General features: G+C 76.6%; 10 protein-coding genes and 3 riboswitches. Of the genes, 7 read left to right on the top strand and 3 right to left on the bottom strand.

Going from position 1 to position 12,421, the window contains the following annotated elements; all coding sequences use genetic code 11:
* Positions 1–27 precede the first annotated feature (27 nt).
* Genes cbiQ through BUE45_RS03095 form a run of 3 tightly spaced genes read right to left on the bottom strand, consistent with a single transcriptional unit; the run spans position 28 to position 1,933 of the window.
* Positions 28–768: a cobalt ECF transporter T component CbiQ gene (gene cbiQ / locus BUE45_RS03085; protein WP_073374623.1), complete on the bottom strand. Its 741-nt coding sequence runs from the start codon at positions 766–768 to the stop codon at positions 28–30.
* Positions 765–1,151: an energy-coupling factor ABC transporter substrate-binding protein gene (locus BUE45_RS03090; RefSeq protein WP_073374625.1), complete on the bottom strand. Its 387-nt coding sequence runs from the start codon at positions 1,149–1,151 to the stop codon at positions 765–767. The genes cbiQ and BUE45_RS03090 overlap by 4 nt, the downstream gene beginning before the upstream one ends.
* Complete coding sequence (locus BUE45_RS03095) at positions 1,148–1,933, bottom strand: energy-coupling factor ABC transporter permease (RefSeq protein ID WP_073374627.1); 786 nt, start codon at positions 1,931–1,933, stop codon at positions 1,148–1,150. Before BUE45_RS03095 ends, BUE45_RS03090 begins: the two co-directional genes overlap by 4 nt.
* Positions 1,934–1,965: 32 nt before the next feature.
* A riboswitch (cobalamin riboswitch) is annotated at positions 1,966–2,187 on the bottom strand.
* 80 nt (positions 2,188–2,267) lie between these two features.
* A riboswitch (cobalamin riboswitch) is annotated at positions 2,268–2,477 on the top strand.
* A 57-nt stretch (positions 2,478–2,534) separates the two neighbouring features.
* Between BUE45_RS03095 and BUE45_RS03100 the strand changes: the two genes are divergently transcribed.
* From BUE45_RS03100 to BUE45_RS03130, 7 genes are all read left to right on the top strand, one after another.
* The gene (locus BUE45_RS03100) at positions 2,535–3,569 is read left to right on the top strand and encodes an ABC transporter substrate-binding protein (RefSeq protein ID WP_073374629.1); all 1,035 of its coding nucleotides are present in this window, start codon (positions 2,535–2,537) and stop codon (positions 3,567–3,569) included.
* Positions 3,566–4,582, top strand: a complete 1,017-nt coding sequence (locus tag BUE45_RS03105) for a FecCD family ABC transporter permease (RefSeq protein ID WP_073374631.1) — start codon at positions 3,566–3,568, stop codon at positions 4,580–4,582. Before BUE45_RS03100 ends, BUE45_RS03105 begins: the two co-directional genes overlap by 4 nt.
* 17 nt (positions 4,583–4,599) lie before the next feature.
* The gene (locus BUE45_RS03110; RefSeq protein WP_073375369.1) at positions 4,600–5,430 is read left to right on the top strand and encodes an ABC transporter ATP-binding protein; all 831 of its coding nucleotides are present in this window, start codon (positions 4,600–4,602) and stop codon (positions 5,428–5,430) included.
* A 166-nt stretch (positions 5,431–5,596) separates the two neighbouring features.
* A riboswitch (cobalamin riboswitch) is annotated at positions 5,597–5,708 on the top strand.
* A gap of 35 nt (positions 5,709–5,743) precedes the next feature.
* Complete coding sequence (cobN, locus tag BUE45_RS03115; protein WP_073374633.1) at positions 5,744–9,334, top strand: cobaltochelatase subunit CobN; 3,591 nt, start codon at positions 5,744–5,746, stop codon at positions 9,332–9,334.
* Entirely contained in the window at positions 9,331–10,053 is a 723-nt protein-coding gene (cobF, locus tag BUE45_RS03120; RefSeq protein ID WP_073374634.1) for a precorrin-6A synthase (deacetylating), read from the top strand. The genes cobN and cobF overlap by 4 nt, the downstream gene beginning before the upstream one ends.
* 185 nt (positions 10,054–10,238) lie before the next feature.
* The gene (locus BUE45_RS03125; protein WP_245832739.1) at positions 10,239–11,705 is read left to right on the top strand and encodes a cobyric acid synthase; all 1,467 of its coding nucleotides are present in this window, start codon (positions 10,239–10,241) and stop codon (positions 11,703–11,705) included.
* Positions 11,702–12,421 (top strand): cobalt-precorrin-6A reductase, encoded by a 720-nt coding sequence (locus tag BUE45_RS03130; RefSeq protein ID WP_073374636.1) that lies wholly within the window; start codon positions 11,702–11,704, stop codon positions 12,419–12,421. Before BUE45_RS03125 ends, BUE45_RS03130 begins: the two co-directional genes overlap by 4 nt.

Consider the following 12,421-nt stretch of genomic DNA (forward strand, 5'->3'; position numbering starts at 1 on the left):
TCTCCTGGGGGTCGGCGGGGACGGGGGTCACCGCAGGGCCGTGGACGTGAGGGTGAGGGCCGCGACCAGCAGCGGCGGGGCGGCAGCGGCGGCCCACTCCACCGGGGGCACCGGGCGCTCGTCCACCAGGACGGTGAGCCTGCCCGTGTACCCGCGGCAGGCCAGGCCCTCCTGGAGCCGGCGGGCCCGGTCCAGGGAGCGCAGGAACAGGACGCCGCCCAGGGCCCCGGCCGAGCGCAGTCCCGCCCGTCGGGACCGGTACCCGTGCCGGGCCGCCTGGCCGGAAGCGACCCGGTGGGCGGTCCCGAGCAGGACCATGAGCATCTGGTAGGTGAGGGCCACGACCTCGACCAGCGCGGCGGGCAGCCGGGTGCGGGACAGCCGGGCGAGGAGGTCGGCCACGGGCGTGGTCAGGACGAACAGGAGCTGGGTCCCCAGCGCGGCCGAGGCGCGGGCGGCGACCTCGGCCGCGCGGGCGGGCCCGCCCGGGGCCCAGCCGACCGGCTCTGCGCCGCCCACGGAGACCAGGAGGGCGGCGGCGCTGGTGGCGATGAGCACCAGCGGGCCGGCCGCCGCACGCGCCATCAGGCCGAGGGGGACGCCGGCGGCGACCGCGGACCCGAGGGTCGCGGCCGCCACCAGGGCGGCGGCGGGCCAGGGCGGGAGCATCAGGGCGCACGCCAGCAGCCCGCCGCACAGGACCCCTTTGACCGCGGGGTGGTACCGCCGCCACCGGCTGCGGTAGGCGGCGGTGTCGATCGGCGTCACCGGTCCCGGGGACCGCCGGGGGCGTCGGAGGCCTCGGGGCCGGCGGACGGGGCGCCCGGCCCGGGGGCCGCGCGGTCCCCGGGCCGGGAGCGGGTGCGCGCCACGCCGAGCGCGTAGCCGACCACCCCGGCGCCGATCGCGGCCTGGAGGGCGAACAGCCCCGACTCGACCTCGCCCGAGGGCAGCTCGACCAGCGGCGCCATCCACGGCTCGTAGTCGGGGTTCAGCTCGCCCACCAGGGACTCGGCCTGGCCGTCGGCCCCGGAGAACGGCTCCTCCATGCCCTCTCCCGCGCCGGTCGCCAGCGGGAGCACCGCCAGGACCGCCACCGCCGCCAGCAGGGCCCAGGTCACCCACGCGCGGGGTGTCGAACGGTCGCTCATGCGTTCTTCTCCTTGTCGTCCCCGCCCGCGGCCGCGGTGTCCGCGGTGCCGGCCTCCCGGTCCGCCGCTTCCCGCGGCGCCGTTTCCGGCACCGGGGCCGGCGCGGGCCGCAGCACCCCGAGCCGGACGAGGTCGCCGCGGTTCACCGAGGTGAGGAGCCGGACGGCCACGACGGTGACCAGGCCCTCGATGACGGCGATGGGGACCTGGGTGACGGAGAAGACCGTCGCGTACTTGGCGAACGCCCCGAGGACGCCCCCCTCGGGGTCGGGGTGGGCCAGGGCGAGCTGGAGGCTGGTCACGGTGTAGGTGCCCAGGCTGGCCGAGAACGCCGCGGTGAACACCGCCAGGGACAGCGAGGTGCCCTCCGGCAGCCGCGCGGTGAGCGCCCGCACCAGGCGGAAGGCCCCGTAGGCGACCCAGGGCCCGACGACCGCGAGCGAGAAGGCGTTGGCGCCCAGCGTGGACAGCCCGCCGTGCGCGAGCAGCAGGGCCTGGAACAGGAGGGTGACGGTGCCCAGCACGGCCATCACGGGGGGACGGAAGAGGACGGAGCCCAGTCCGACGCCCACCGGGTGGGAGCTGGTCCCGGTGGCGGAGGGGATCTTCAGGGCCGAGAGGACGAAGCAGAACGCTCCCGCCGCGCCGATCAGGAGCTTGGCCTCGGGGTTCGCGCGGACCTCGCGGGTCAGGGAGCGCACGCCGTGGACGACGAACGGGGCTGCCGCCGCCGTCCAGGCGGCGGCGTGCAAGGGGGGCAGCAGGCCTTCGGGTATGTGCATGAGTGGGGGGACCTATCTCCAGCACCTCGTGGACGGTCATCGGTGCCGTGGCCGGTCTCCTGGCTGCCGGGCCGCGCCGTCCCGCCCGCCTTCCCAGGCCGCACCCCGGAGGGGGTGCGCTCCCAGTGGCGTGGTCCGTGCTCCGCCCCCGCGGGGGTGCGGAGCACGGGGCGGAACGACTTCCCGTGCACAGTGGCGAGGGCCGCGCCGGATTCCCACCGGACTTCCCGAACACCACGGCACCCCGAAGGTAGGCCCTGGGGTGGGGAAGGGCAAGGGGCCCAGGACGGCGGGCGCAACGGGCGGACCGGGCCGCGGGCGCCCGGAACGGCGTTGCTATCCTGCCCGGGCCAGTCGTACCACTTCCGGTGGTCAGGGAATCCGGTGTGAATCCGGAACTGACGCGCAGCGGTGAGGGGGACGGGCGGGGTAGTGCGCCACTGGGGCGGGAGCGGGGCCGGGAACGGCCGCGCGGTCCGGCCTGGGAAGGCATCCCGTCCGGGTGAGCCCGAGTCCGAAGACCTGCTGGCCCCGCGCGCCGACCCCGCGCGGGTGACCGTGCCAGGCTCCGCGTACGAGCCCCGACAGGCAAGGCATCCCCATGTCCCGCACCACGCCCCTCAGAGGCTCCCTGCTGCTCGTCCCCGCCCTGCTGCTGACCGCCTGCTCCCCGCCGGCCGGGGAGGGCGCCGACGCCCCCGGCTCCGCCGCGGAGGGGGCCGCCCTCGACAACTGCGGGCACGAGGTGCCCCTCGGCGCTCCCCCGGAACGGGTGGTCTCCCTCAACCAGGGCACCACCGAGATCCTGTACTCCCTGGGGTTGCAGGACCGCGTCGTGGGCACCGCCACCTGGACCGACCCGATCATGGAGGGCCTGGAGGAGGCCGACGAGGGCGTCCCGCGCCTGGCGGAGAACAACCCGTCCTTCGAGCGCGTGCTGGAGGCCGAGCCCGACTTCGTGACGGCGTCCTTCGTGTCCACCCTGGGCACCGGCGGGGTGGCCGAGCGGGAGCGCTTCGAGGAGCTGGGGGTGGGCACGTACGTGTCGCCCACGGACTGCGCCGCGGGCAAGGACAACGGCGGCACCGGCGACGGCTCGCGCAGCGAGCCGCTGACCCTGGACGTCGTCTACGGGGAGATCCGCGACCTGGCGGCGGTCTTCGGCGTCGAGGAGCGGGGCGAGGAGGTCGTGGCCGGTCTGGAGGGCCGGGTGGCGGACGCCACCGCGGACCTGGACTCCTCCGGGGTGTCCCTCATGTACTGGTTCGCCAACTCCGAGGCGCCCTACCTGGCCGGGTGCTGCGGGGCACCCGGGGCGATCACCCGGGCCGTGGGGGCGGAGAACGCCTTCGACGACACCCACGACGAGTGGCCGCAGATCAACTGGGAGACCGTCGCCGACCGCGACCCCGACGTCATCGTGCTGGGCGACCTGACCCGCGAGTCGCAGACGGCCGAGACCGCCGCGGCCAAGATCGACTTCCTGGAGGGCAACCCCGCCACGCGCAACCTCACCGCGGTGCGCGAGGAGCGCTACATCCTGCTGAGCGGCCAGGCCATGAACCCGTCGATCCGCACCGTCGAGGGCGTGGAGCAGGTCGCCGCCGGGCTCGGGGAACTCGGGTTCGGCGGGTGACGGGCGCGCGTCTCGCGCTGCTCTCCTGCGCAGGCCTGGCCGTCCTGGCCGTGTCGGTCGCGGTCGCGGTGACCATCGGCCCCGCCGACATCACCACGTCCGAGGTCGCGCGGTCCACCCTGGCCCGCCTCGGGTACGGGGAGAGCCCGCTGTCGGTGCTGCGCGAGGGCATCGTGTGGAACCTGCGCATGCCGCGGGCCCTGCTGGCCGCGGTGTGCGGGGCGGGGCTGGCCCTGTGCGGGGCGGTCATGCAGTCGCTGCTGCGCAACCCCCTGGCGGACCCGTTCGTGCTGGGCGTGTCCTCGGGCGCCTCCACCGGCGCGGTGGTCGTGATCGTGCTCGGCTGGGGCGCGGGGGCGGTGTCCCTGTCGGCGGGCGCCTTCGTCGGGGCGGTGCTGTCCTTCGGGCTGGTGGTGCTGCTGTCCCACACCCTGGGCGCGACGATGGACCGGGTGGTCCTGTCCGGGGTGGCGGCCATGCAGCTCTTCTCGGCGCTGACCTCGTTCATCGTGCTGACCTCGGCGGACGCCGAGACCACGCGCGGGGTGCTGTTCTGGCTGCTGGGCTCGCTCGCGGGCGCGCAGTGGTCCGACGTGGTGCTGTGCGCGCTGGTGCTGGCCGCCGTGCTGGCGGTGTGCCTGGCCCACACCGGGACCCTGGACGCGTTCGCGTTCGGGGAGGAGGCCGCGGCGCACCTGGGCGTACGGGTGGCCCGGGCGCGCCTGCTGCTGCTGACCGCGACGGCCCTGCTCACCGCCGCGATGGTGAGCGTGGCGGGGGCGATCGGGTTCGTGGGGCTGGTGCTGCCGCACATCACCCGGCTGCTCACCGGGTCCGGGCACGCCCGGCTGCTGCCGGTGACCGCGCTGGCGGGCGCGGTCTTCCTCGTGTGGGTGGACACGGCGGCGCGCACGCTGCTGGACCCACAGGAGATCCCGGTGGGCGTGGTGACCTCGCTCATCGGGGTGCCCGCGTTCATCGTCGTGCTGTACCGGGTCAGGAGGGCCTCGTGAACGACCGTGAGACCGCCGTGGCGGGGCGGCCCGCCCCGCCCGCCCCCTCCCCCGGCGGGGAGGGCGGGCTGCGGGCCGAGCGGGTGGGCCGCCTGGCCGGGGGCCGCCTGGTGGTGGACGGCGTGACCCTGGCCCCGCGCCCCGGGGAGACCGTGGGGCTGCTGGGCCCCAACGGCTCGGGCAAGTCGACCCTGCTGCGGCTGCTGTCCGGCGTCCTGGCCCCCTCGGCGGGGGTCGTCGTCCTGGACGGGAGGCCGCTCGGCAGGACCGCCCGCCGGACGGTGGCCCGCAGGGTCGCGGTGGTGGAGCAGCACGCGAACACCTCCACCGACCTGAGGGTCCGCGACGTGGTGGCGCTGGGGCGCATCCCCCACCGGCGGCCGTGGACGCCCGTGTCCGCGGCCGACGGCGCGGCGGTGGCGGCGGCGCTGGAGGCCACCGGGCTCACCGGCATGGCGGACCGGTCCTGGCACACGCTCTCGGGCGGCGAGCGCCAGCGCGCCCAGATCGCCCGCGCGCTGGCCCAGGAGCCCGGCGAGCTGCTGCTCGACGAGCCCACCAACCACCTCGACATCCAGTACCAGCTGGACCTCATGGAACTAGTGGTCGGCCTGCCGGTGACCACGGTGATCGCCATGCACGACCTCAACCTGGCGGCGATGTACTGCGACCGTCTCCTCGTGCTGCGCGGGGGCCGGGCGGTCGCCGAGGGCACGCCCCGGGAGGTGCTCACCCCGGCCCTCATCGGCGAGGTGTACGGGGTGCGCGCGGAGGTCGCCCAGGGACCCGGGCACCCGGTGATCCGCTTCCTGCGCCAGGCCCCGGCCCGGCCGGGGGGCGCCCGGTGAGCCCGCCGCACCCGCGGCCGACGCGGGGCGCCCCGCTAGGGTGTGGACCGGTACGGCTCCCGCCGAACGGCGCGCGGACCCGGGACCGGTCGTCCGGCGCGGCCCCCTGCACGGGGCCGCCGCCCGGTACCCCGCCCGGCCCGCGCCGCTCCGGGGAGGCGCCCCGACGAAACCCTTCGCTCGAAGTGCGGGAACCCGGTGCGAGTCCGGGGCGGTTCCGCCACTGTGACACCCCCGGCGGGGTGCAGCCAGACACCGGCTCCGAGCGTTCCGACCACCGACGGGGCGAGAACCCCGAGGGAGGAATCCGGCCATGACCGTGCGGATCGCACTTCTGTCCACGTCCGACACCGACCTGCTCTCCGCGCGGGGCAGCGGGGCCGCCTACACCTGGGCGAACCCGTCCCGCGCCCCGGAGGGCGAGCTCGCCTCGGCGGTGGAGGGCGCCGACCTCGTCGTGGTGCGCCTGCTGGGCTCCCCGCACGACCTGTGGCCGGGCCTGGCCGCGGTCCGGGAGCGGGGCACGCCGCTGGTGGTGCTCAGCGGCGAGCAGCAGCCCAGCGCGGAGCTGATGGAGCACTCCACCGTGCCGATCGGTGTGGCCACCGACGCCCACCGCTACCTGGCCCAGGGCGGCCCCGCCAACCTGGCGCGCCTGCACGCCTTCCTGTCGGACACCGTGCTGGTGACCGGCGAGGGGTTCGAGCCGCCCCTGGAGCTGCCGGCGTGGGGCCTGGCCGAGCGGGACGGCGACACGGCGCCGGGCCTGCCCCGGATCGGCATCCTGTACTACCGGGCGCACGAGGCCGGGGGCAACACGGCGTTCGTCCACGACCTGGCCGACGCGGTGGACGCCACCGGCCGGGCGGTGGGCGTCCCGGTGTTCGCCGGGTCGCTGCGCTCGGCCCCCGACGAGCTGTACGCGGCGCTGGGCGGGTTCGACGCCCTGGTGGTGACCCTGCTGGCGGCGGGCGGCAGCACCCCGGCCACGGCCGGCGCGGGCGGGGACGACGAGGCCTGGGACGTGGAGCGCATGGCCGCCCTGGGCGTCCCGGTGCTCCAGGGGCTGTGCCTGACGAGCCCGCGCGCCGCGTGGGAGGAGTCCGACGACGGCGTCACGCCGCTGGACTCGGCGAGCCAGATCGCCATCCCCGAGTTCGACGGGCGCATCATCACCGTGCCCTTCTCGTTCAAGGAGATCGACCGGGACGGCCTGCCCCGCTACGCCGCCGACCCCGAGCGCTGCGCGCGGCTGGCCGGGATCGCGGTCGCGCACGCCCGGCTGCGGCACGTGCCGCCCGCCGAGAAGCGGATCGCGGTGGTGATGTCCGCCTACCCCACCAAGCACGCGCGGATCGGCAACGCGGTCGGCCTGGACACGCCGCGCTCCCTGGTGCGGCTGCTGCGCCGGCTGCGGGAGGAGGGCTACGACCTCGGCGGCCCCGGGGCGCTGCCCGGCCTGGACCTGGAGGACGAGGCCGAGGCGGGCGACGCGCTCATCCACGCCCTGATCGCAGCGGGCGGCCAGGACGAGGAGTGGCTGACCTCCGGCCAGCTCACCGACGCCCACGTGCGCATCACGGCGCGGGAGTACGCCGACTGGACCCGCGACCTGCCCGCCGCGCTGCGGGACGCGATGACCGAGGCGTGGGGGCCGGCCCCGGGCGGCCTCTACGTCAACGACTCCGGCGAGATCGTGCTCGCGGCGCTGCGGGCGGGCAACGTGGTCGTCCTGGTCCAGCCGCCGCGGGGGTTCGGCGAGAACCCCATCGCGATCTACCACGACCCGGACCTGGCGCCGAGCCACCACTACCTGGCGGCCTACCGGTGGCTGGAGCGCGGGTTCGGCGCGCACGCCCTCGTCCACCTGGGCAAGCACGGCTCCCTGGAGTGGCTCCCGGGCAAGAACGCGGCGCTGTCCGCGGCCTGCGCCACCGACGCCGCCCTGGGCGACCTGCCGCTGGTGTACCCGTTCCTGGTCAACGACCCGGGCGAGGGCGCCCAGGCCAAGCGGCGCGCCCACGCCACGATCGTGGACCACCTGATCCCGCCGATGGCGCGCGCGGAGACCTACGGCGACATCGCCCGCCTGGAGCAGCTGCTGGACGAGCACGCCAACATCGCGTCCATGGACCCGGCCAAGCTGCCCGCGGTGCGGGGCGAGATCTGGTCGCTCATGCGCGCCGCGGAGATGCACCGCGACCTCGGGCTGGCGGACCGGCCGGGCGACGAGGAGTTCGACGACTTCCTGCTGCACGTCGACGGCTGGCTGTGCGAGATCAAGGACACCCGGATCCGCGACGGGCTGCACGTGCTCGGCGCCGCCCCGGAGGGCGAGGCCCGGGTGAACCTGGTGCTGTCCGTGCTGCGCGCGGCGCAGGTCTGGGGAGGGGTCGGCGGGGCCGTCCCGGGGCTGCGCGCGGCGCTGGGCCTGAAGGAGGGCGCGCCGACCGCCGAGGTGGACGCGGTGGAGGCCCTGGCCCGGGGCCTGGTGGAGCGGATGGAAGCGGCGGGCTGGGACCCGGCCGCGGTGGAGGGCCTGCACGACGACCCCGGGGTGCGCGCGGTCCTGGACTTCGCCGCCGCGCAGGTCGTGCCCCGGCTGGCCCGCACCACCGACGAGACGGAGCACGTGCTGCGGGCCCTGGCGGGCGGGTTCGTGCCGGCGGGCCCGTCGGGGTCCCCGCTGCGGGGCCTGGTCAACGTGCTGCCCACCGGCCGCAACTTCTACACGGTCGACCCGCGCGCGGTGCCCTCCCGGCTGGCCTGGCAGACCGGCCAGGCGATGGCCGACTCGCTGCTGCGCCGCCACCTGGACGAGACGGGCGCCTACCCGGAGTCGGTGGGGCTGTCGGTGTGGGGGACGTCGGCGATGCGCACGTCGGGGGACGACATCGCCGAGGTGCTGGCTCTGCTGGGGGTACGGCCGGAGTGGGACGAGGCGTCCCGCCGGGTCTCCCACCTGGAGGCGGTGCCGCTGGAGGAGCTGGGGCGCCCGCGGATCGACGTCACGGTGCGCATCTCCGGGTTCTTCCGGGACGCCTTCCCGCACGTGGTCGCGCTGCTGGACGACGCGGTGTCCCTGGCGGCGGGGCTGGAGGAGCCCGCCGACCGCAACTTCGTGCGGGCGCACACCCTGGCGGACCTGGAGGCGCACGGGGACCTGCGGCGGGCCACCACCCGGATCTTCGGCTCGGCGCCCGGCTCCTACGGGGCGGGCATCCTCCAGGTGGTGGAGTCGGGCAACTGGCGCGACGACAGCGACCTGGCCGAGGTGTACACGGCGTGGGGCGGCTTCGCCTACGGCCGCGGGCTCGACGGGGTGCCGGCGGCCGACGACATGCGGGCCAACTACCGGCGGATCAAGGTGGCGGCCAAGAACATCGACAGCGCCGAGCACGACATCGCCGACTCCGACGACTACTTCCAGTACCACGGCGGCATGATCGCGACCGTGCGGGCGCTCACCGGGTCCGATCCCAAGGCGTACGTGGGCGACTCCACCTCGCCCGACGCGGTGCGCACCCGGCCGCTGGCCGACGAGACGGCGCGGGTGTTCCGGGCGCGGGTGGTCAACCCGCGCTGGATCTCCGCGATGCGCAGGCACGGGTACAAGGGGGCGTTCGAGCTGGCCGCGACCGTGGACTACCTCTTCGGGTTCGACGCGACGGCCGGGGTGGTCCACGACTGGATGTACGAGCGGCTCGCGGCGGAGTACGTGCTCGACGAAGAGACCCAGGAGTTCCTGCGGCGCTCCAACCCGTGGGCGCTGCACGGCATCGTGGAGCGGCTGCACGAGGCGGCCCGGCGCGGGCTGTGGGCGGAGCCGGACCCGGCGACGCTCCAGGCGCTGACCGAGGTGTACCTGGAGGTCGAGGGCGACCTGGAGGAGCGGGACGAGTGAGGGTGCGGATCCTGGGGATGGGCATGGGCCCGCACCAGCTCACCGGCGAGGCCGCCCAGGCCCTGCGGGGCTGCGACTACGCGGTCGCGGCCCGCAAGGGCGACGGCGACGGGCTGCTGGCGCTGCGGCGGGCGGTGTGCGCGGCGCACGGCGTGCCGCTGGTGGAGGTGCCCGACCCGGCGCGGGACCGGGGCGCGGCCGACTACGCGGCGGCCGTCGCCGACTGGCACGCGGAGCGCACGGCCGCCTACGAGCGGGTGCTGGCCGAGCGCGGCGGCACGGCGGCGTTCCTGGTCTGGGGCGACCCGTCGCTGTACGACTCCACGCTGCGGATCGTGGAGGCCGTGGCCGCGCGGGGGGCCGTGCCGGTGGAGTACGACGTGCTGCCGGGGATCGGCGCCCCGCAGATGCTCGCCGCCCGGCACCGGATCGTGCTACACGGGGTGGGCGGGCCGGTCCACGTCACCCCGGCCCGCCGCCTCCCCGAGGCGGTGGCGGCGGGGCACCGCGACATCGTCGTCATGCTGGGCGGGCGGCACGGGTTCGCCGAGCTGGCCGACTGGTCCGTGTGGTGGGGCGCCAACCTCGGCACCGACACCGAGGAGCTGGTCGCGGGGCGGGTCGGCGACGTGCTGGAGGAGATCGGCGCGGCCCGGCTGCGGGCGAGGGAGAGGGCGGGATGGGTCATGGACACTGCGCTGCTGCGGAGGCCGCGGTGAGGGAGGGGGCGGGGTCCGGGGTATCCGCCGGGAGCGGGGGCGCGCAGCGGCGCGCGGTGCCTCTCCCGGACGGTGGCGGGGGGCGGGCGGGCGGAACCGGACCGCGGTCCGTCACCGAAGACGAGAACCCGAACCCGCGCGAAACACCCCCGGCGAACGGCGGTGGGAGGCGGGCGGGACTGCTCGTGGCCGGGACCACCTCCGACGCCGGCAAGAGCGTCGTCACCACCGGCCTGTGCCGGGCGTTCGCCCGCCGGGGCGTGCGAGTGGCCCCCTACAAGGCGCAGAACATGTCCAACAACTCCATGGTCTGCCGCGGCCCGGACGGGCGCCCCGCGGAGATCGGCCGGGCCCAGTGGGTGCAGGCGCTGGCCGCCCGCGCCGAGCCGGAGCCGGCCATGAACCCGGTGCTGCTCAAGCCCGGCGGCGACCGGCGCAGCCACGTGGTGCTCATGGGCCGCCCCGGGGGCGAGGTGTCCTCCGCGGACTGGGAGGCGGGCCGGCGCCACCTGGCGAGGGCCGCGCACGCCGCCTTCGACGACCTGGCGGCCCGGTACGAGGTCGTCGTCGCCGAGGGCGCCGGCAGCCCCGCGGAGACCAACCTGCGGGCGGGCGACTACGTCAACATGGGGCTGGCCCGGCACGCGGACCTGCCCGCGGTGGTGGTGGGCGACATCGACCGGGGCGGCGTGTTCGCCGCCCTGTACGGGACGGTGGCCCTGCTGGAGCGGGCCGACCGCGACCTCGTCGCGGGCTTCGTCGTCAACAAGTTCCGGGGCGACCCCGCGCTCCTCGCGCCGGGGCTGGCCGACCTGGAGCGGCGCACCGGCCGCCGCGTCTACGGCGTCCTGCCATGGGACCCGGGCCTGTGGCTGGACTCGGAGGACGCCCTGGACCTGGAGGGCCGGCGCGCGGACGGGGACCGGGTGCGGCGGGTGGCGGTGGTGCGGCTGCCCCGCATCAGCAACTTCACCGACGTGGACGCGCTCGGCCTGGAGCCCGGCCTGGACGTGGTGTTCGCCTCCGGGCCGCGCGACCTCTCCGACGCCGACCTGGTGGTGCTGCCCGGCACCCGCGCCACCCTGGCCGACCTGGCGTGGCTGCGCGCGCGGGGGCTGGACCGGGCGGTGGCCGACCACGCCCGCCGGGGGCGCCCGGTGCTGGGGATCTGCGGCGGCTTCCAGATGCTGGGCCGCACGGTGGCCGACCCCCGCGGGGTGGAGGCCCGGGGCGGCGGCGCGGCCGAGGGGCTGGGGCTGCTGGACGTGCACACGGAGTTCACCGCGGACAAGACCCTGGGGCTGCCCTCGGGGGAGGCGTTCGGCGTTCCGGTGTCCGGCTACGAGATCCACCACGGGACGGTGTCGCGCGGGCCGGGGGCCGGGGCGTTCCCCGGCGGGGCGCGCGCCGGCGCGGTGTTCGGCACGCTGTGGCACGGCGCCCTGGAGGGCGACGCCTTCCGGTCGGCGTTCCTGGCCGAGGCACTGGGGCACGAGCCGTCCGGTGTCCGGTTCGAACAGGCCCGGGAGCGACGCCTGGATTTGCTCGCGGACCTGGTGGAGGAGCACCTGGACGTGGACGCGCTGCTGGCGCTGGCCCGCGCGGGGGCGCCGCCGGGGCTGCCCGAGCCCCGCCCGGGGGGTGCGCGGTGAGGCTCCTGCTGCTGGGCGGCACCTCCGAGGCCCGCGAGCTGGCCGCGCTCCTGGTGGAGGCCGGGGTGGATGTGACGTCGTCGCTGGCCGGGCGGGTGGCGCGGCCCCGCCTGCCGGTGGGCCGGGTGCGCGTCGGGGGCTTCGGCGGGGTGGCGGGGCTGCGGGAGGCGCTCGCCGGCTACGACGCGGTCGTGGACGCCACCCACCCCTTCGCGCTGGGCATGTCCGCGAACGCGGCGGCGGCCTGCACCGGCCTGCCGCTGCTGCGGCTGGAGCGGCCCGGGTGGGACCCGGAGCCGGGCTGGCACCACGCCGGCACCCACGGGGAGGCGGCGCTGACGGCGGCACGGCTGGGCTCGCGGCCGTTCCTGACCGTGGGCCGCCAGGAGCTGGACCGGTTCGTGCCCGCCCTGGGCGGGCACCCGGTGCTGGCCCGGGTGGTGGACGCGCCCGAGCAGGAGCCGCCGCCCTCCTGGCGGCTGGTCACCGGGCGGGGGCCGTACACGCTGGAGGGCGAGCGGGAGCTGATGGCCGGGCACGGCGCGGACGTGCTGGTCACGAAGAACTCCGGCGGGTCCTACACCCGGCCCAAGCTGGAGGCGGCGCGCCTGCTGGGCGTGCCGGTCGTGGTGGTGCGGCGCCCGCCGGGCCCCGGGAACGTGCCGACCGTGCACGACGTCGCCTCGGCCCTGGACTGGGTGCGGCGGCTGGGCTGA

The organism is Nocardiopsis flavescens (genome assembly GCF_900141985.1).
GTDB lineage: Bacteria > Actinomycetota > Actinomycetes > Streptosporangiales > Streptosporangiaceae > Nocardiopsis > Nocardiopsis flavescens.